At 60.4% G+C, this 20,351-nt stretch carries 14 protein-coding genes; 5 read left to right on the top strand and 9 right to left on the bottom strand.

Annotation, left to right across the window (positions count from 1 at the left end):
* Positions 1 to 2: 2 nt before the first annotated feature.
* The gene (locus KTQ42_RS06030; RefSeq protein WP_217344691.1) at positions 3 to 218 is read right to left on the bottom strand and encodes a formate dehydrogenase; all 216 of its coding nucleotides are present in this window, start codon (positions 216 to 218) and stop codon (positions 3 to 5) included.
* Positions 219 to 427: 209 nt separating this feature from the next.
* On the opposite strand from KTQ42_RS06030, the gene KTQ42_RS06025 reads away from it, so the two are divergent.
* Positions 428 to 1,480 (top strand): hypothetical protein, encoded by a 1,053-nt coding sequence (locus KTQ42_RS06025; RefSeq protein ID WP_217344690.1) that lies wholly within the window; start codon positions 428 to 430, stop codon positions 1,478 to 1,480.
* 76 nt (positions 1,481 to 1,556) lie between these two features.
* On the opposite strand, the gene KTQ42_RS06020 is transcribed toward KTQ42_RS06025, so the two are convergent.
* Positions 1,557 to 2,228, bottom strand: a complete 672-nt coding sequence (locus tag KTQ42_RS06020) for a molecular chaperone TorD family protein (protein WP_217344689.1) — start codon at positions 2,226 to 2,228, stop codon at positions 1,557 to 1,559.
* A 498-nt stretch (positions 2,229 to 2,726) separates the two neighbouring features.
* Between KTQ42_RS06020 and KTQ42_RS23895 the strand changes: the two genes are divergently transcribed.
* Entirely contained in the window at positions 2,727 to 3,416 is a 690-nt protein-coding gene (locus KTQ42_RS23895) for a hypothetical protein (RefSeq protein ID WP_249222658.1), read from the top strand.
* Positions 3,417 to 3,575: 159 nt separating this feature from the next.
* On the top strand, positions 3,576 to 3,851 hold the full coding sequence (locus KTQ42_RS06010; RefSeq protein WP_217344688.1) for a hypothetical protein: 276 nt from the start codon (positions 3,576 to 3,578) through the stop codon (positions 3,849 to 3,851).
* A gap of 67 nt (positions 3,852 to 3,918) precedes the next feature.
* On the opposite strand, the gene KTQ42_RS06005 is transcribed toward KTQ42_RS06010, so the two are convergent.
* On the bottom strand, positions 3,919 to 6,540 hold the full coding sequence (locus KTQ42_RS06005) for a DNA translocase FtsK (RefSeq protein WP_217344687.1): 2,622 nt from the start codon (positions 6,538 to 6,540) through the stop codon (positions 3,919 to 3,921).
* A 296-nt stretch (positions 6,541 to 6,836) separates the two neighbouring features.
* On the opposite strand from KTQ42_RS06005, the gene pip reads away from it, so the two are divergent.
* The gene (pip, locus tag KTQ42_RS06000; RefSeq protein WP_349292125.1) at positions 6,837 to 7,778 is read left to right on the top strand and encodes a prolyl aminopeptidase; all 942 of its coding nucleotides are present in this window, start codon (positions 6,837 to 6,839) and stop codon (positions 7,776 to 7,778) included.
* 310 nt (positions 7,779 to 8,088) lie between these two features.
* On the opposite strand, the gene KTQ42_RS05995 is transcribed toward pip, so the two are convergent.
* The 3 genes from KTQ42_RS05995 to KTQ42_RS05985 all read right to left on the bottom strand — a co-directional run bounded on the left by KTQ42_RS05995 (position 8,089) and on the right by KTQ42_RS05985 (position 13,006).
* On the bottom strand, positions 8,089 to 9,135 hold the full coding sequence (locus KTQ42_RS05995) for a porin (protein ID WP_217344685.1): 1,047 nt from the start codon (positions 9,133 to 9,135) through the stop codon (positions 8,089 to 8,091).
* A gap of 264 nt (positions 9,136 to 9,399) precedes the next feature.
* Positions 9,400 to 10,563: an AAA family ATPase gene (locus KTQ42_RS05990; RefSeq protein WP_217344684.1), complete on the bottom strand. Its 1,164-nt coding sequence runs from the start codon at positions 10,561 to 10,563 to the stop codon at positions 9,400 to 9,402.
* A 1,033-nt stretch (positions 10,564 to 11,596) separates the two neighbouring features.
* Positions 11,597 to 13,006 carry an ISNCY family transposase gene (locus KTQ42_RS05985; protein ID WP_217344683.1) on the bottom strand — a complete coding sequence of 470 codons (1,410 nt, stop codon included), beginning with the start codon at positions 13,004 to 13,006 and terminating at the stop codon, positions 11,597 to 11,599.
* Between the two features lie 302 nt (positions 13,007 to 13,308).
* On the opposite strand from KTQ42_RS05985, the gene KTQ42_RS05980 reads away from it, so the two are divergent.
* Positions 13,309 to 13,914, top strand: coding sequence for a GNAT family N-acetyltransferase (locus tag KTQ42_RS05980; protein WP_217344682.1), 606 nt, complete (start codon positions 13,309 to 13,311; stop codon positions 13,912 to 13,914).
* A 168-nt stretch (positions 13,915 to 14,082) separates the two neighbouring features.
* Here KTQ42_RS05980 and KTQ42_RS05975 read toward each other — a convergent pair whose 3' ends face one another.
* The 3 genes from KTQ42_RS05975 to cphA (KTQ42_RS05965) form a co-directional block, all read right to left on the bottom strand.
* Positions 14,083 to 15,108 (bottom strand): site-specific integrase, encoded by a 1,026-nt coding sequence (locus KTQ42_RS05975; RefSeq protein WP_217344681.1) that lies wholly within the window; start codon positions 15,106 to 15,108, stop codon positions 14,083 to 14,085.
* 457 nt (positions 15,109 to 15,565) lie between these two features.
* Complete coding sequence (gene cphA, locus KTQ42_RS05970) at positions 15,566 to 18,139, bottom strand: cyanophycin synthetase (RefSeq protein ID WP_217344680.1); 2,574 nt, start codon at positions 18,137 to 18,139, stop codon at positions 15,566 to 15,568.
* 43 nt (positions 18,140 to 18,182) lie between these two features.
* On the bottom strand, positions 18,183 to 20,351 hold the full coding sequence (cphA, locus tag KTQ42_RS05965; protein WP_217346833.1) for a cyanophycin synthetase: 2,169 nt from the start codon (positions 20,349 to 20,351) through the stop codon (positions 18,183 to 18,185).

Below are 20,351 nucleotides of genomic sequence, written 5' to 3'. Positions count from 1 at the left end.
CCTCAGAATTGGCGCGCTTTGGCGTAGTACTTACGGATGTGATCGGTTTCGTGGTAGCCGCTGGGGGTAGGCTCGTCCCTGGCGGCGGCCAATTGTTGGGCGGCCTGAATCGGCGCGGCGCGGGAAAACAGGGCGAGCGTGGCACCCAGCAAGCCGGCGTTGGCGCTGGTCATCAGGAAGCCGCGACGGGCCTTCCCGGAATCGGATGTGTCTGTCATGGGGGGCGGAGTGCAGTAGGCTTTGCTGTTATCAACAGGCGTGACCGGGCAAATGCAAGAGCCATGCCGCTCGCTTTTCTCGGTTGAGCCTGGCGTGGTGCTGGAGTTAGCGGTGCTCGTGCGGGGGGCAAGCGTGCAGAAATTGCAAGCATTCTTGTAAATTCTAGTGGTGAGCCCGGCAACGGTTTCCCCAGGGTACGAACAGCGCCGTGAAGGACCAACTTCTGATCCGGCGTTACGTGATGTCGGAATCAACTTCATCTGAGGCAACCATGTTCACGTCGCACACCACTTTCGTTAGCAACTGCAAAGCCTTGGCTGGCATGGAGGAGGAGACTATCCCAAGCTCGTTGGAGCGCGAGCACAGGGCAGCACAGGCCCATGAAGCGAAAAGCCCCTACAGCCTTTTTGACCGAACGATCCAGTCCATCGCGGATAGGCTTGGGCTGGGAATGACCTACAGAAAATTCCAGATTCTCGGCAGCGTGAAATCGCTTTGCGCCAGTTCTGGTGATAGGAAAGTGGACAAAAAATTGTTGCAAGAGCTTGCATGCCGCCTGAGCGAGTTAAAAAAGGTGGACAGCTTGGGAGCCTTGGACGAGGATCTGGCGGTAATTCTTGAATCCTTTTCTGAGGCTCAATTGCAACAGGCGCTTCGCACTCTTTTCGATGAATCAGCTAATCGGGCAATGCCCGGAAATTCCCCTTATCCTGTTGCAGAATTAAAAGAATTGTCCGCCAAGCTGCAGGAAAAGCTTGTGAAAAAGGCGACGAACCGGATGTTCGATCAGTTCGTTTCAGGCATTGATAAAATGCAAAAAAACAAAGCAGGCAAGCGGAAAGAGTTATCCGGAGCGGATCTTCAACTGAAAGACGTCGAGGGGAAGCTAATAGACCTTACCTTTGAGCTCAACGACTTCTTAGGCAAATTCGACAGTAAAGACATTGAGAAATTCGAACTGCAGTTCATTGAAGCATTTCAATCAAAGTTCGAATTTGCTGAATCCCATATCACGGAACCTATGATTTCCGCTACTAAAAACAAAAAACTCTTTTACCTGAGTCCGAATTTCAGTTTAAAAGATAAATGGACTGGCGTCGTAATCACCACGGCAGTCGATGTTTTGGACCAGGCATTCAAAGGTGCGGCAGAATGTATCGCGCTTCGAAAGAGCGTCAGCTGGGAAAGCAAAGCTGAAAAAATTGCAGACATCGACAGGGGAATGAAAAATGGAAATGTTGACTTCTGCTTTTTTAATTAACACATTAAAGGAATATACCTTGCCATAGCGGCGCCGTTGGAAGATTGCGGCGGCTGACGACAATCCTGCTTCTGCCTTAGTCAGCCCCGGTCATTTCGAACGCCTCGCGTTCCACTGCCATGAAAGCGCCGGTTAATTGCGCAACGTGGCGGTAGAAATTGGCCCCTTCCGCATTTCGTATATCGTCCAGGCAGGCTTGCGCCCATTCGGCAATCTGCTCGTCGAAGAAAGCTCTCTGCACCGGGAGCGGTCGGCCCTGGCGTATTAGCAGCGCCATGGTTTCGCATAGCGAGCCGAGGTGATCTTCCAGTTCGAAGGCGCCGGCCCGCCGCGCCAGCCCGAATTCGCGCAGCCTCTCACGCAGCGACGCCAATGGCCTGTCCATCATGAAACCTGACAGATAAAGCGACGCATGAGGATTGATCAACGGCGTCCCGGTTGAAACGAACAGCGCATTGAACTCATCGCCCACCGCATCAGCGTCCATGATGCTGGCAACCAGCACCAGTTGTTCCCAGGCCGATTCAAGCTCCCCGGCCCCGCCAGCGATTGGGTCCGCATTGGCGAGCGCATCCAGCAGGTCGGCGGAAGGCGGGGAGAGCACCAAGGTAGCCAGCAGGCTGTAAAAAAAAGCGCGCGCCCTCTCTTCGGCTGGCAGGAGAACGCCTTCATTCCGTGCATTCTCAAATAATCCAGTACCGGATACCTCGCCAGGAGGCGCTGGGAATTTTCGCTCATCACTCTGCATGGATGCTTTCGGCAGATAAAGGTTAAAAAAACAGTTCAACTACGGCTGTCGAAACCGTATCCCGTCCTTATGCCGCAAATGCCGTTTTCAGGACTGGAGATCCGTCAACACATAAGTTGTTGCTGCTTCGGTTGGTCTCGTCGCTGCCGTGATCAGCTGTTTTGATGATTGCGCATCCTGGGCAGGTATGGCGCCGCCATCCTACCGGTCAGATTGTTAGACGACGGCTGTTACGCCACGGGTTTTTTCGCGACAAGCGTGATCACTGTCACCAAGCCCTTGGTTGGCTGCGGCGGTTGATCATTGCTAAAAAGCTGCCTCTTCAGGGAAAGTCCCTTAAGCGAATTCCAGGTCGGGCGTTGCTGTATGGCGCTTGCGCTGAGGCCGGGCCCGAAATGCCGGCACAACAAAAGGAACGGACTCTGTCCAAAGCCATACTGACTCCAGAGGCCAGTGTCTAGCCTAGAAATGATAATTAATCGACTGAAAGATAAGGGAATGAGTGATTCAGTCAACAAAAATTATCCGGGGAATGAGGCGGTGCATCAGAGGAGAACAGGAATAAGTCGGATCACCAACGAGCAGGCTGAACAGTTACAGATCGACCCCTTCCATAACCTGATGCTGAAGCAAGCGAGTCCTACCAGCGAAGCTATGCTCTTTTCAAAACCCCACCAGGAGAAGTCGTTCCTTCCAACTTCCTCGACTAGCCGGCAGTACTGCACAGGCTCCGGCAATGACGTGACGACGCCGCCCGCAACTCCCGGAAATCCACCAGATACTGATCTTGAGACTTTTGGCAGCTTCTATTCTCCCCGTCCCGTCAATTCGGTATCTCAAATGATCGAAGAGGCGATTGACCAATTAGCGAATGGCTGGATTGTGGCGGACTGTAATGGCAGAACGCGCGACGCTTTTCCTCGAAATGATGCCGAGGTCGCCTCGCAGCTTATCAAAGCGCTGAAGTCCCGAACTCGCTCGAACATGAAAGAGTACCCACACTATCAAGAGCCACGGCCTGACCCCTCTCATATGGGCGATACGAAGCAGTACCCACACCATGGTTCGGATACTCGTGAAGAGCGGTGCTCACATGAACGAGTGCGGCGAAAAGAACCGAAACCCATTGATGGAGGCAGTCCTGGCAGGGGCAAGCAAAGGAGAACAAAACGTTGCATTTTTACTTAAGTATCTACGGCACGCCGACAAAAGCGCTCCCCCGCCTTTTGACATCAATCAGCAAACTCCCGAGGGCCATACCGCTCTTTCGCTGGCCTGTATGATGCACGGCCAATTGCGCAAACGCGCTGACCGAGCTGAAAAGGATATGCTGGAGATCATTTTTTTTTGCAAGGAAATGGGGCTCGCAGCGATTTTTCGATAAATCTGCATGGCATCGATTACGACACTGTTCTCTCTGACGAAAGCATGCAGCGCGCTGTCCGCGGTGCTTGGGGAAAGGAAGGCAACCCGAATGCAAAAGTGGCTTTCACTGATGCTGTTAAAACGTTCTACGACGCCAAGGACCGAAGTTACCTTTCGCTCCTGAAAAACGGACCAGTCAGCACAAAATACGAAGAAAAGCAGGAAGCGCTCCGCAAAAGCGCGGACCACAACCATTAAAGGAAGAAATGTTTTTCCCGATGGCGACGAAGAAAGGGGTTAGCTTTTCGACGCCGCCGGGCCGGTTTTACTCCACGCCCGGCGGCGACAACACATCCCGGCTTCCATTGCTCGACATCGCAGACACGACCCCCGCCGCCTCCATCTGTTCCACCAGCCGCGCGGCGCGGTTGTAACCCACCCGCAGCTGCCGCTGCACCGCCGAGATGGACGACTTGCGGCTGCGTATTACAAAGGCCACCGCCTCGTCATAAAGGGGGTCGGCTTCCGCATCGGCATCCGCTGCAGGCATATCGGACGCTTCCTCGGCAACCGCCGGACCGGCCAGCACTGCCTCCTCGTAATCCGGTTCGCCAAACTGCTTCAGGTGTTCCACCACCCGATGCACTTCCTGGTCCGAGACGAAAGCGCCATGTACCCGCTGCGGATAACCAGACCCCGGTGGCAGGAACAGCATGTCACCATGGCCGAGCAGGGCCTCAGCGCCCATTTGGTCCAGTACGGTGCGCGAATCGATCTTGGACGATACCTGAAACGCCACCCGGGTCGGAATGTTGGCCTTGATCAGGCCGGTGATCACGTCCACCGACGGCCGCTGCGTGGCCAGGATCAGGTGGATGCCGGCGGCGCGGGCCTTCTGCGCGAGGCGGGCGATCAGTTCCTCGATCTTCTTGCCGGCCACCATCATCAGGTCCGCCAGTTCGTCGATCACCACCACGATCATCGGCAGCGGTTCCAGCGGCTCCGGTGCGTCCGGGGTCAGGGAAAACGGATTGGGGACCTTGCGGCCTCCATGGGCGGCGTCTCGAATCTTCTGGTTGTAGCCGGCCAGGTTGCGTACGCCCAGCGCGGACATCAGGCGATAGCGCCGGTCCATCTCGCCCACACACCAGGACAGCGCATTGGCCGCCAGCTTCATGTCGGTCACCACCGGCGCCAGTAGGTGGGCAATGCCGTCATAAACCGACAGCTCCAGCATCTTGGGGTCGATCATGATCAGGCGCACATCCTCGGGCGTGGCCTTGTAGAGCAGCGACAGGATCATCGCATTGATGGCCACCGACTTGCCCGAGCCGGTGGTGCCGGCCACCAGCATGTGCGGCGCCCTGGCGAGATCAGTGACTACCGGCCTGCCGGTAATGTCCTTGCCCAGCGCAATGGTCAGGTGGGAATGCGAGCCGCGGTAGGCGTCGGACTCCAGGATTTCCGACAGCCGTATCATCTGCCGCCGGGTGTTGGGCAGTTCCAGGCCCATGCAGGTCTTGCCGGGTATGGTTTCCACCACGCGGATCGAGGTCAGGCCCAGCGCGCGTGCCAGGTCCTTCATCAGGCCGACGATCTGCGCGCCGCGCACGCCGGTCGCCGGCTCGACCTCATAGCGGGTAATCACCGGGCCGGCGCCGGTGCCGAGCACCGAGACCGGCACCTTGAATTCTTTCAGGCGCTGCTCGATCAGCTGGCCGGTCTGCTCCAGTTCCTCCGCCGAGATATCGATGGTGGTGCCGTCGGCGGCGTCCAGGAGCGTCAGGCCGGGAAGGGGCATGGTCTGCGGTCGCCGTGGCGGCGCAACGGGCGGGATGGATACCGCCGGGGTCGTCGATACGGCTGGCGATGCTGTGCCTGCCGGCCCGTGGGTGGCGGCGCCCAGCGCAGGCATCTCGGCACCGAGAAACAGGTCGCTGCTGTCGATAACGGGAATATCCTGCGCCGGCATTGGCTCGGTGTGCCATGCGGCCGGCGATGCCGCGGCAGAAAAGCCGGGCGGCAGGAATTCGCTGCTGTCGATGACTTCGCCAAAGCCGGGCGGCAGGAACAGGCTGCTGTCGATCGTTTCTTCCTCTGGCGACGTTGGATGGGCGACCGAAATGATGCCGCTTGCTGCTGCGGGAGGAATGGACGGTGTAACCATCGCCTGGGTAACCGGCCTGGCCGTATTGGACGATACGGGCATGGACTGTACCGTCGGCCGGGACTGGCGCAACGCTTCGCGCCGCTCGCGTTCGCGGCGCGCCGCCAGTTCCTCGGCGCGTGCGCGGGCCAGCATCGCCTCGGTGGGACGCAGGCTTTCCACCGGATCCCAGGCGCTGGGCGCGCGTGGCGTCGGCCGGGCTACGGGCTTTTCAGGGGCGGCCACGGGCTGTGCCTGACGGCGGCCAGCGACGGTTTCCTGCGGCGGAATCGGTGGCGGCAGCGTCCATGACTGGTGCTTGCGCGGCGGCGGCGTCGTGGCCGCACGCAGGCTGCCCGGATTCGACCGTACCGGTGGCGGCTCGGCTGACAGGGTGCGGCGCGGCAGCAGCGTGTCGCCCGGCAGGGCCGGTCCGCGTGGCGCCGCGTCCTCCTCCGTTTCAGCCCTGGCGCCCGGCTGGCCAAACAGCCAGAACAGGCCCAGCGCCATGGCCGCCAGCAGCAACAGCACGCCGAAGAGGCCGCCAAAGGCGTGCGTCAGCCCGCCGGCCAGCCAATGTCCGAACGCGGCTGGCGTGGGGCCGGTTTCGGGCTGGCCGCGTAATTTGGCTTCAAGCGCGCTGCTGGCGCAGAGAATCAGCAGGGTGCCCAGCCAGAGGCGGATCGATCCGCGGCCGCGTGCGCCGGGGCCCTTGCCCAGCAGGCCGCCGGCCAGGCGCGCAAGCAAGGGCAGCACCCATAAAACCGACCAGCCAAAGAAGGAAAAAACAGCGATTTGCATACTTCGGATTGCGATGGAGTCCTATAGCCCGGTGTTACCTGGGTATCAGTGTTCGGGAGAGTGGAGCGGCAGACATGAGATAGCATCTCGAATGCGCGATTAACGCCCGAGAGAGCGATAGACTTCTGTATCCTGTTCAGTGGAAAGCAGGCAGTTTACCCGAAACCCATGATCACGCGGACTCGAAAAGGGTCTTGTTAACTGACTATTCACCGACCATGAACACTCTTGATAACACGAGTAGGCAGGAAGGCGTTTCCAGGTTGCCCGGAACTGCCGGCAACGCATTGGAAAGCGTGCTTTTTCCGCCGATCGAGCCGTATCGGAGCGGCACCTTGCCAGTCGACAGGCTGCATACCCTCTACTGGGAAGAGTGTGGCAATCCGGGCGGCGAGCCGGTGCTGTTCCTGCATGGCGGGCCGGGCGGCGGGCTGTCGCCGCGTCACCGGCGGTTTTTCGATCCGGCCCATTACCGCATCGTGCTGTTCGACCAGCGTGGCGCAGGCCAGTCCACGCCACTGGGGGAGGTGCGCGACAACACGACGCCGTTCCTGGTCGACGACATTGAACAGTTGCGGGAAATGCTGGGTATCCAGCGCTGGCTGGTGTTTGGCGGCTCTTGGGGCGCAACCCTGGCCCTGGCCTACGGAGAGCGTCATCCCGAGCGGTGCAGCGGGTTCATCCTGCGCGGTGTGTTCCTGTGCGACCAGGAGGAAATCGACTGGTTCATGACCGGGATGGGAAAGTTTTTCCCAGAACACCATGCAGCCTTCGCCGCCGAGGTGCTGCCATTCGAACCGGGCGATCTGCTCAATGCCTACGCCGAACGCCTGTTCGGTAACGATACGCATGCCATGTTGCGCGCGGCGCGGGCCTGGAGCCTGTATGAAAGCCGTTGCGCTTACCTGTATCCGCATCCAGAAGCGGACGCGGACAGCGATGCTGCCTGCCTTGCGATTGCCCGGCTGGAGGCGCATTACTTCCTGAATGCCGGCTTCATGGAGCCGCAGGCGCTGCTGAACAACATCGAACGGATCAGCCATCTGCCGGCCTGCATCGTGCAGGGGCGTTATGACATGATCTGCCCGCCGGTCAGTGCAATGCGGGTGCATGCGAACTGGCCGGGATCGCGGCTGGACATCGTCGGCGATGCAGGCCACGCTGCGTCCGAGCCCAGCATTGCGGCGGCGCTGGTGAACGCTACGGAGCAGTTTCGCTTGAATGGGCGCTTTGGCTGAAGGCAGGTTGTTCACACCGGCCGACACCCGGATGCCAACTGTCCTACAACATGACGGGTGGTTGTCCGATATCAACATTTCTGCGCAATGGCTATTCTTCCACCATCGAACTGGGGAACCAACATGCGTAAATATCAATCAGGCGTTATTGCTCTCGTGCCCGCAGTGGTATCGGCGGTATCGGTCTACATACTCAGTTCGGCGGAGTTCCTGCAGAACTCGCTCCCTTTCATTCCATAAAAAAGCCGTCGGCATCACCGACGGCTTTCAGGGGCACGACGGTGCGAATGCACAATCGTTTGCACTCAGCTTAGAAAGAATGCCGCACGCCTACGTTGAACAGGCGCACGCTCTGGCCGAACTGCTCGCCACGGTAGGTGTTCAGCGCCACATCGCTGTCATTCCTGGTGTATGACACCGATGTGTAGACATTCGTGCGCTTGGACAGCTTGTGGGAATAGCCCAGCGCATACTGGTCGCTGCGGCCTTCTGCAAGGTCGGTCAGCTCATTGCGGATGAAGGAAGCCATCACGCTGCCTGCCGCACCCACTGGCACGGTCACGCCGGCGAGCAGGTTGCGGTCGTTGCCGCCGGCTGCGATGCTGCCGAGGCGGTTCTCGGCGTAGCCCAGATGCGCAGTCGCCAGCCCGAAGTCATAGGTACCGCCCACCAGCAGCGCGCGATTGTCGCCGTTTGACGTACCAAAACCGGCAGGCGCGTTGACCGTGTTGGCTTTCAGGTAAGCCAGCTGCAGGTTCAGCGGGCCGTTTCCATAGCTCAGGGCCAGGCCGGTGCTGCGCTTTGCGGAATAGTCGCCAGCCTGTTCACCCAGGCTGTAGCTCAACGTGCCGACCAGCCCGGCCACCGTCGGCGTGCTGTAGGCAATGGTGTTGTCGGCCCGCAGGAAAGGATCGGCGGCGTAGGTGCCGTAGCCAAAGACCTTCTGTGAATTACCGGCGAGATTGATGTGGAACGGATCGATTCTGTCGAGCGCGGTATAGAGCACGGTTTGCTGGCGACCGAGTTTCAGGCCACCGAACTGACCGTCGAGTCCCACCCAGGCCTGGCGCCCGAACAGGCGTCCGCCTTGTCCGGAGGTGCCGCTGTCGAGATTGATGCCGCTCTCCAGCACGAATTGGGCCGCCATGCCGCCACCGAGGTCTTCACGACCTTTAAATCCGAGGCGGCTGCCGGACTGCTGGCCGCTTTCCATCGAGGTGGTCTTGCCGGCGGGGTTGCTGTCATCGCGCCTGGCGATGCCGATGTCCATCACGCCATATACGGATACGCTGGTCTGCGCCGCGGCGCCACCGGAAATGGCTGTCAGCACGGCCAGTCCTGCTACTGCTTTTTTCATCTTCGCTATCCCATCTGATGCTGTATGTTTGAACGCCGCGCAGCGTCTTGCGGCAGCGCGAGCCGTTGCCGATGCAATGCGTCCGATAGCGGCTGGAATGAAAATCCTCTTGAACGCATCCATTGCTGCATGAAGGGGTTTCCTTCCTGCATCAGGCAACGCCAGCCATTGTAGGGAGTGGGACAGCGTGGATTGAGCCTGCCTGCCACAATGCACTATTGCGATACCAGAAACAGTTGGGCTGGCGTGAAGGCGAAACGGCAATCAGCGCTTGGGCCAGCGCCAGGCAGGCCGCTCCAGCGTATGGAGGCCATGCACCAGGGTTTCACCATGTTCCTTTTCCAGTGTCATCGTGAAGCCGCCGCCTTCCCGTTCGAGCGCCGCGACCAGGCGGGTGGAATGGGAAACGACCACGATCTGGCTGTCCTGGGAAGCCTTGATGATCAGCCGCGCCAGCGCCGGCAACAGGTCTGGGTGGAGGCTGGTTTCGGGCTCGTTCAGCACCATCAGGGCAGGCGGTCTGGGAGAGAGCAGGGCGGCGATGCACAGGAGATAGCGCAACGTGCCTTCGGACAGTTCCGGCGCCGTAAGCGCGCGCAGAAGTCCATGTTGCCACATGAGGATTTCAAGGCCGTTGCCGACCTGCTGGACGCCTACCCGTGCACCTGGGAAGGCATCCGACACCGCGTTGTTAAGGGCGGCCTCGTCGCCGATCTCGCGTATGGTTTGCCAGGTGGCCGCAAGACTGGCGCCATCTCCTGTCAGGACCGGCGTATGCGTGGCGATCTGAACGCGGCGCGCTGGCGCTTCGATATCGGTACGTAAATTGTCATAAAAACGCCAGGAGCGGATCTGCTCGCGCAGCGCCAGCATTTCGGGAGCGGCTTTGGGGTCGGCCAGCTCAGCGAGCATGCTGTCGAATGACGACAGGGTTTCCGTCATCTGGCGCCATGAGCCGTCATCAGTCCGGGTGCTGACGACCCAGTTCTTGCGCTCGACGAGCAATGCGGCTGGCCGCAGGCAGGCACCGCTCCAGATGCATTCCTGCTTGATAGCTGGATCGAAACCGAACATGGAGTTGGAAGGCGAGGGCAGACCGAGATCTATCGCATATCCCAATTGCCCGGTGCAGAAACCAAGCTTGAGATTGACCGGCTCGGTGCGCCGGGCGGGCTGTACCGGGTATTTCCCTTGTTTGACCGCACTGGAAATGGTTTCCGGTCCGGCCCATAAGGTCGACTGCAAGCCACCTTCGCCCGCCAGCGACGCGACCAGCCGGCCCTGGGCGGTATCCGCCAACAGGCGAAGGGCGCGGTAAAGGCTGGATTTACCGCTGCCGTTGGGGCCCGTGATGATGTTGAGCTGGTTGAGCGGGATGACGAGGTCGCGAATGGAGCGGTAATTCGCGATTGCAAGGGTGGTGAGCATGTTGGCTGCTGGGGATTTTCAGTGATTGGTCGGAGGTCGCAGTGCCGCGTTACGCATTGGAGGCGAACTCTTGTAACAGGGAGCAGGTTTGTAACCCCATTTCACATATCAATCCGGGATGTTAACGATGACGAACAAAATGCAATTATCGAACGAAGATTTCCAAACTACCGGAAACGCGAAAACCAAAACTTCCAGAAACACCCCCTGCGTAGCTTACTGAATGGCTTTAAAGCATCGGTTTTCAGGCGTGGTGGGGACGGGAGATCAACCATTACGAGCGGTCCCGCCGTGCCAGCCCTTCACAGGCGGTAGAAGCCCAATGGAGCGTTGATCGAGATCAGTGTATTGAGGTGTGACCGACACTGTGCCGGAACAGGATAAGCTGAATTCCGTCGAACGGACAGCAACTTTGCCATTGTGGAAATTTTCAGGATGCAAGGCGGCTGCACGGACTTCATTTATCAATGAAAGGATCAACGATGAAAGTTTCTACCAACAGCGCCCGTGTGATGCTGGCGGCCACGGCGCTCATGCTTGTCCTGGGTGGCTGCAACCGCAGCGCTGATACTGGCACTGCCGCTGGCGGCAGCGGAACCTCTGGCAGTACGGCCGCCGGTGGTGGCACGGCGGGTACCGGTACCAGTGGCACCAGCGGGAGCACCGGCACCACTGGTACCGGTACCAGCAAATAGAGCGGGAGCGACGGGCGGAAAACGCGTCAAGCAGGTTTAGCCCGATTCTTTCCATGAGGTGATGGCCCGCGGCACTTCGCGGGCCTTTTGTTTTACCGATCGTCGAGCTTGGTTAGCGCAAGGAGCCTGTTGGAGGCTGCCAATAATAAAGGACGCAGGGAATGGCGCAGGTTATTCCGTCTGTCTCACCCAGGCCAATGTCAAAGCAAAGTTCAGATGTCCGCTTGCCGGCAAAGTTGAAATGTCCGCTTTTGCAGTTGGATTTTGCTTCTCAAGCTGTTAAAAGCACGCAGCCGCGAGAGCGGAAGAATCGCTGTGTTAAGCCCCTAAAATCATTCTTAAGCCTCTGTAAGCGAGCCGTTCGTTTTGCGCTTTGCACGCTGTTCAATCGCAAGCGCAATATCTGCCGCAGTAAGCGATCGTTGCGACTTTTTGCCGGGCATAAGCTTCTTGGAAATCGGCCCGATGCCACGATGGCTGCGCGACGGTGCCACCCGGCTGGGTCGATTATCTCGTTGGTCCTGGACTAACTGGGCAATCTCGAGGACATGTCCAAGCCGCTTGTTCTCGACAATGGCACCATTGGTGATTTCAGAAAGACGGTTGTAAGCAGTATAGGGGAGGGCGGTCCCATCGGCTCGCGGCTCAATGCGCCCGTCGGGATACTCATAGATATCGATGTACTTGCCAATGAGGCGCCGACTGGCAGGCGTGTCAGTCAACAAATAAAGCACCTTGGCATATTGCACCGTCAAGCTGTGCGAGACCCGGCGCGGCTCCCGGACCGTGAAGATTAGATCCAGCATTTCATCGGGCCGAATCGCACGATGCGCATCGAAATCGTTGCGGGCGGGCTTGGCAAAGCGTCGGTTATAGTCGGCAATGAAGGTCGGCACATAAGCATTGGCGGCGGCCATGTCGGCAATGCCTTGCAGCCGCAGTTCCTTCACCAGGCGGTCCTGGAGGGTCAGGTTGGCGCGTTCTACACGGCCCTTGGCCTGGCTCGAATTGGCGCAAATGCCCTCAATATTGAGCTCAAACAGCGCTCGGCCAAACTGGGTATGGCCATTGCCGCCAGCGGCGTTATTCTGGTTGACGCGGAAGACGCTGTACTTGTCGCTGTAGAAGGCCTGCGGCTTGCCGTGCTGTTCGATATAGGCACGCGTCGCCTCGAAATAGCTGAAGGTTGATTCCGACCGGGTGAAATGCAGCTGCAAGAGCTGGCTGGTGGCATCGTCCACGTAGACCAGCAAAGTACACGCCGGTCCCCGATCTTCAAACCAGTGGTGGTCGCTGCCATCAATCTGGACTAGCTCGCCAAAACAATGCCGGCGGTTGCGCGGCTGGTAAATCCGTGCCGGCCGCTGGCTGCGTGGAACCCACAGACCGACGGCGGACATGAGCTTGCGGACGGTTTCCTTCGACAGATCAATGCCGTGTAGCTCACGCAGCTTCTCGCATGCGAGGGTCGGCCCGAAATCAGCATAGCGTTCCCGGACAATCATCAGGGCAACTTGCGCGAGTTCTGCGTCGATTTGATTATTGCTGGGCCGATTGTAGCGTCGCGACACTAAACCCATAGCGCCTTGCGCTTCGTAGCGTCGTACCAATCGCCGGACTTGGCGCACACTCAACTGAAGTCGGCTGGCGGCCTGTCCAGGCTTTAGGCCACCATCAACGACTTGCTGAATTACTTTGAGCTGATCCAGCGCGCGCATCGTCATCGTGATACTCCCAGCGTTGTTCATCGCGATCTCCCTGTGAGCCGCAAGAATGCGCTGCTTCAGGGAAAAACGGACATTTCAACTTTGCTAGAAGCGGACATTACAACTTTGCCGTGACAGGCCAAACTACCCATAATTTGCATTATGTAAAATAAGGTTTCGTTTATGGGTTCGAAGGGGTCTTCTTGAGCCCTGCACCCCCACGCCTTGTCGGAACCTTTGTCTTGCTTCTCCCACTTAGGCGCCCGTCGTTGCGGCCATCCACAACTCTGTGATCGGGCAGCGACTAGCTCAATATTATTTGCACCCAAACGGAGAAAAGCGAGATGGATAACAAAATCAGCATGAGAGTGGGCGTGCCGGACATCTTGTTCATGCGAGAAGCATGGAGCGATGAAACCCTCAGCGTTAAACTTCCCGGCATTGACTTTACCGTTGCCTTTCCACCACCCGATCCAGCCATGTCACTCGTGGCAACACTAGGTGACAGGGTCATAGGTCAATGTGCCGCACAGACGGCGGCCGAGTACTGGCAACACGTCGAACGTCTCGGCGAGCGCGGATGTAACGCGTCGATGCAGGCGGTGGGCAAGATTCACGCACGGGTCGTCGCAGCTGAAATGCGCTTTCTCAGCGACCGCGGCGAAGTATCCGAAGAGACCATGCGCAGCGCCGGAATCGCCGTCATTCCTTCGTTCAGAGGCCAGGGAATCGGGAAAGCCATGCGAGCCAGGCAGATCGAAATTGCGCGGGACAATGACCTGACTGGCCTGTTCAGCGAAACCACCAACCAGTATGCAGCCGGCACAATCACGCCATTCGCTCCCGAACTCGTGGCGGAATTTCCGTATAAGGATTTGGCCAGGGAATTGAATGAGCCACGGCTCGCAGATATAAATGATTCGTTCACGGTCTGGTACAAGAAGGTCTAGTCACCTTGCCCGGAGACGTAATTTCATCCATGCTGGCGCATTCAAAAAGGCAATAAGCAAGACATTGCGATGGCGGCGCTCAACACGTCTGGCCTGATTGCCTGGGCGCCCGCCCATCAGCGTGCGCCCTCCTCCTGATTCCTCGCAATGCTGCTGTCATAATCCGATTCAACTCAGCCGCTGTGACCTGGCCTTGCGCCGCCCCGCGTTCAGATAAGCCTCCGTGGACCGCTGGCGCTCCAGGCCCAGTAACTGTCCCACCAGCTCCACCGATTCCTTTTCAAGCTCACGCACAGCAAACGTGTTGCGCAGCGTGCGGCCGCCTTGCCGCGGCATTTCCAGGCCGGCGCGCTCAAAGGTTTTCTTGACCTGGCGGTACACGGTGGCCTTGTCCAGCGGCTTGCCGGTGGAGAGCGAGGCGGGAAACAGCAACTGGCCCGGTATATCCAGCTTTTTCCGTTCCTCCACCCACTGCATGACCTCGGCCAAAGCAAAGGGACGCAGCAGCGTCTTGTGCTCTCGCGTCGTGCTGTGGGCGGACTCAGGCCTGACGGTAACGGGCAATGAGCCCGTGCTGTCCAGGGAACCGATATCCCGCATCTTTGCATGCATGGCTTCAGCAACAGTCAGCCCGGCGCCCAGCATCAGTGCCTGCATTGCGCGGTCGCGCCTGCGTTTCCAGCCGGCGGGCGTTGCATTGGCCACTGGCAGTGCGCGCATGAAGGCCTGCTGCTGCGTATCGTCCATCACCACCATTTCCAGGTCCTTGCCACTCGCTCCCTTGGTCTTGTAGATCTGGAATGCGGTGCTCTGGGCGGGATTGGGCGAGACTTCCAGATGCTGGAAGACCCGTTCCAGCATACGTACATACTTCACCCGTATCGTACTTTTAAGCTGCTCCGCGACGCCGGTTTCGTCAGCCTGGCGGCTGTCGAGAAATTGCAGGATGTCGTTGTCATTGACGGTATAGAGCGTCTTGCCGTGCTCGCGCATCCAACGGTGGAATTTGCCGAACATCAGGGTGTAGACCTGGATGGTCGCGGGACGGAGCGGCTGCGCTTTCTTGTCGGGATCGCGATAGGCAGGCACCCGCCTTCCGAGTTCCACAAACTCGGGAGATGCAATGAATGCCTTGAACGGGGTCATGGGGTCGGAAGCCCAGAAATGACCAGTGTCGAATAGCGAGCTTTTCATGGCGAATCAATTTTCCTGTTGGAATCTGAAAACGTAAAATCAATTCAATGTCGGTCCACCTCACTGATTTGCCATTATAAGGAATGCGCTTCGGTATTGCATGTGCATTGTCAATAAATCTGGATATAAGCCATTGTTTACTATCACTGTTAACCGTCATCACGCGACACGTGGAAATGGCCTGAGAAATGTTTTGTGTTAATTCTTTTTTGGCCTTTAAAAAAATTCGGGCGATTTTTCCCCGGCTGGATTTTCTTCATTGTTCAGCACTACCCTCGCCCTTATTCAGCCCCTTTTTCTGGTAGTTCGGTGTTGGTGTTTGGTGGTTGCTTTTTGTAAGATTTAAATTTGATAGTTGCATTTTCAGGATAATCGCCTTCATGCAGCAATCAGAAACGGACGACCTCGCGGTCGTCCGTTTCTGATTTTCCTAAAGCTGGGTGGTTACTGCTTACTCTTACGCTGCCTCCGCCACTCGTGCGGCGATATGTGCCAGCGCTTCATCGACCTGGTCCACCAGAATCAGGCAGAGATCACCGTCCCCCAAACTGCCCAGAGCGGTATCGATGGCGACGAATTCGCCGCGGATTTCCCTGACGGCGCTGGTGCGGCGGCTGCCTTCCAGCCCTTCCCGCAGCAAGGCAATCACCTCGCCATCCTGCCGGCCACGCTGGCATTGGTCCTGGTACAGCAGCACATCGTCGAACACGTCACCCAGGATGCGGGTCTGCTGGCGGATATCCTCGTCACGCCTGTCCCCTGCCCCGCTGATCACCACCGAGCGGCGGCGTGCCGGCAGGGTTTCCACTGCCTTCACCAGCGCGAGCATCGCATCCGGGTTGTGGCCGTAATCGGCGATCACGGTGGCGCCGCGGTAGCGGAACATGTTGAAGCGTCCGGGTGCATTGTCGCTGTCGTTGGAAAAGGAACGCAGGCCGGCGCGTATCTTTTCCCAAGAAATGCCAACGGCCCAGGCGGCGGCCACCGAGGCCATCACATTCTCGACCTGGAAAGCCAGCGTGCCGCCCAGCGTGATCGGCACTTCGGCCAGCGGGATGCGCATTTCGCCTATGCCTTCGGCAGCCACCAGGTCCCGGCCATCGACGAACACCACCCGCAGGCCCTGCGCCCGATGCATGGTCATGACCGGGTGATGCCGGTCGGCGGCAAAATACGTCACCTGGCCGGGGCAGTTTTCCGACATCGATGCGACGATGGGATCGGCGGCGTTGAGCACCGCCATGCCGTTCTGCGCCACGTTCTGCACGATCACCCGCTTCAGGACCGCGAGATCCTCGACAGTGGTGATGTAATTCAGGCCCAGATGATCGCCGCTGCCGATATTGGTCACGACCGCCACCTGGCAGCGGTCATACCCAAGGCCTTCGCGCAACACGCCACCGCGAGCGGTCTCGAACACGGCGGCGTCCACGTCCGGGTGCATCAGCACGTTCCGGGCGCTCTTGGGGCCGCTGCAGTCGCCGCTGTCGATCCGGCGGCCTTCGATATAGACGCCGTCGGTATTGGTCATGCCGGTACGCAGGCCGCCACTGCTGAGGAGGTGGGTGATCAGGCGCACCGTGGTGGTCTTGCCGTTGGTGCCGGTCACGGCCACCACCGGGATGCGGCCATCCTCACCGGCAGGGAACATGTCCTCGATGATGCTTTCCCCGACTGCGCGGCCCTTGCCATAGGACGGCGTCAGATGCATGCGCAGTCCGGGCGCGGCATTGACCTCGACGATGCCGCCGCCCTGCTCCTCGATCGGCTTCAGGACGCTGTCGCAGACCATGTCGACGCCGCAGATATCCAGACCCACCATGCGCGCCGCTTCCACGGCACAGGCGGCAACCGATGGATGCACATCGTCGGTCACGTCGGTGGCGGTGCCACCGGTGGACAGGTTGGCATTATTGCGCAGCATCACGCGCTGGCCGCGGGCCGGCACCGAGTCGGCCTGGTAGCCCTGTGCGGCCAGGCGCGCCAGCGCGATGTCGTCGAAACGGATGCGGGTCAGCGAGGTGGCATGGCCGGTGCCGCGCCGCGGGTCGCTGTTGATCAGGTCGACCAGCTGGCGCACGGTATGCTCGCCGTCGCCAACCACCTGCGGCGGGTCGCGCCGGGCTGCGGCGACGAGCTTGTTGCCCACCACCAGCAGGCGGAAATCGTCGCCGGCGAGATAGCGCTCGACGATGACTTCATCGCCGTATTCGCTGGCGCTGGCGAAGGCGCGCAGCAGGCTTTCCTGGCTGTCGATATTGACGGTGACGCCCTTGCCCTGGTTGCCGTCCTTGGGCTTGGTAACGACCGGCAGGCCAACCTGCTGGGCCAGCGCCCAGGCCGCCTCGGGCGTGGTGGCGATGCCGCCGCGCGGCACCGGCACGCCGGCCGCCGCCAGCAGCTTCTTGGTCAGTTCCTTGTCCTGGGCGATCGACTCGGCGATGGCGCTGGTGCGGTCCATTTCGGCTGCCTGGATGCGGCGCTGCCGGCTGCCCCAGCCAAACATCACCATGCTGCCGCTGGTGAGGCGGCGGTAGGGAATGTTGCGGGCGACGGCGGCATCGACGATGGAGCCGGTGCTGGGTCCGAGACGGATGTCCTCGTCGAGTTCGCGCAGGCGGGCGAGCGCGCCGTCGATGTCGAACGGCAGGTCGTCGTTCGCCGCCTGGCACAGTTCGATGGCGAGGTCGAACGCCAGGCGGCCAACTTCCTCCTCGCTATATTCCACCACCACCTGGAAGATGCCGGTTTCCAGCGTCGGCGTGGTGCGGCTGAAGGTGACCGGGCAGCCGGCATTGGCCTGCAGGCTCAGCGCGGTCAGTTCCAGCACATGCGCCAGCGAGACGGCGTCATGATGGCCGCTGGGCTGCAGCATGGGCAGGCAGGGAAACCGGGCGCGCAGCCGGTCTTCGAAACCCTGCATGCGGGCGATGTCGCATTCCTGCGGTGCGCACTCGATGACTGCCTCGATAGAGGTGTGCTGGCTCCAGAGGTTGGGGCCGCGAAGCGCCCGGATTCTTGATACTTCCATAAATTTGATCCTGTCCCGTATTGACTGTCCGGCCATGCCGGCTTTAATGCTTGATCCGTTGCGCCTCGGCGCCGAAAGTGCGCAGGCCGGCGCAGATCAGCTCGGCCGGAATCTGCAGCGCCCAGGCGCTGGCGACCGCGGCAAGCACGCTGTCCGGCGGCAGGTCGGCGCCGCCCAGCGACAAGGCGCCCGTCAACACCGCATGCTCATTCTTGCCACTGGCCAGCACCACATCGCCATCGCGGGCGAATACGGCGCGGCCGCCATCGTCACGGTGCGCGGCAATCACTTGCAGCGACGCCGAAGGCGCATAGAAGATCACGTCGCCATCGCACAGTTCGGCCATCTCCACCGCCTGGTGGTCGGCGGCATTGAGGACAGCCACGCCGTCCGGCAGCACCACGTCGACCTGGGTACGGGCCACGTTATAGAGCTGGTCGCGGTTGAGGATGTCGAAGTCGGCCAGCTGCTCCAGCCCCGATACGTCGGTCACGACGCCGACGCTGCAGCGGTCATAGGCCAGGCCTTCGCCAAGGATCACGCGATTGCCGTTTTCCATCACCGCCGCCTGCACCGAACGGTTGATCAGCAGGCTTTGCCCGGCTTCCCAGCTGGCGCAATTGTCCTTGCGGATCTGGCGATTATTGAGGAACAGCCCGTCGGCGCAGGCCACGCCGACGTGGCGGTGGCTGGCGCACAGGATCTTGCCGATCAGGCGCGCGATGCGGCTGGTGTCGCGGCTGCCGGTGATGCCCACCACCGGGATGCGGGCATCGTCGTTGGCGGCGAACAGGTGGTCGACGATGGCCGCGCCAACCGGCTGCGGCTGGCCGGTGGCGGGCTTGGTATGGGCCAGAAGGCCCGGCCCGGCATTGACTTCAATGATGGCGCCGCGCTGTTCCGACAGCGGCCTGGAGATGTCTTCAACCACCAGGTCGATGCCGGCGATGTCAAGGCCGACCACGCGGGCGGCCAGGCTGGCCAGCGCAGCCGTGTCCGGATGAACCCGGTCGGTGACGTCGAAGGCCACGTTGCCGTTGCGCTGCAGTTCCACCTTTTCGCCGGCGGCCGGCACGGTGGCGCGCGAGCGGCCCTGACGGGCCAGCTGCAGCGACAGTTCGTCGCCCTCTTCCAGCTTCAGCGGCTCCAGCGGGAATTCCTCGTCCTCGCCGCGGCGCGGGTCGGTGTTGACCTGCGACTCGATCAGCTCGGCGATGGTGGACTTGCCGTCGCCCACCACGGCAGTGGTTTCGCCGGCGGCGGCGGCGACGACCCGCTTGCCCACCACCAGCAGCCGGTGCTCGACGCCGGAAATCGACTGTTCGACAATGACGCCGCTGCCTTCGCGGCTGGCAAGTTCGAAGGCGGCTTCCACCTGCTCGCGGGTGGTCAGGTCGAGCGACACGCCGCGGCCATGGTTGCCGTCGTAGGGCTTGACCGCCACCGGCAGGCCGATGTCCTCGGCGGCGTCCCAGGCGTCAGCCGGGTCGTCCACCAGGCGGCCCTGCGGTACCGGCACGCCGCAGCTCTGCAGCAGCGACTTGGTCAGGTCCTTGTCGCGGGAAATGCCCTCGGCGATGGCGCTGGTGCGGTCGGTTTCGGCGGTCCAGATGCGGCGCTGGCGCGCGCCATAGCCAAGCTGCACGAGGTTGCCGTCGTTAAGCCGGATCGACGGGATGCGGCGCTCGGTGGCGGCATCGACGATATGCGCGGTGCTGGGCCCGAGGCAGATGCTGTCCACCATTTCGCGCAGGCCGCCGATGGCGGCGGCGACGTCATAGGGACGGTCTTCGATGGCGGCCATCAGGAGCCCGCGCGCCGCTTCCAGTGCGGCGCGGCCGACTTCTTCCTGGCGGGTGCGGAAGGCCACCTTGTAGACGCCCGATTCCGAGGTCTCGCGGGCCTTGCCGAAGCCGGTCGGCATGCCGGCCAGGCTTTGCAGCTCCAGCACCACGTGCTCCAGGATATGGGCCGCCCAGGTGCCTTCGCGCAGCCGTTCCAGGAAGCCGCCGCGCTCGCCGACGCCGCAGCGGTGCTCGACCAGGGTAGGCAGCCAGCCGGTCAGGCGCTCGTACAATCCGGGGATCTTGTTGGAGGGAAACTGCTCCAGCTCGCCGATATCGACCCAGGCTTCGATCACGGGCCGGTAGGTCCAGATGTTCGGGCCGCGCAGATGGGTCACGCGGCGAAATACCAATTCTTTCTTTTTCAT

It is taken from the genome of Noviherbaspirillum sp. L7-7A, from assembly GCF_019052805.1.
In the GTDB taxonomy this organism is placed as follows: domain Bacteria; phylum Pseudomonadota; class Gammaproteobacteria; order Burkholderiales; family Burkholderiaceae_D; genus Noviherbaspirillum_A.
Note: the sequence above shows the minus strand (reverse complement) of the source record. Positions and strands in the feature narration are given on the sequence as shown.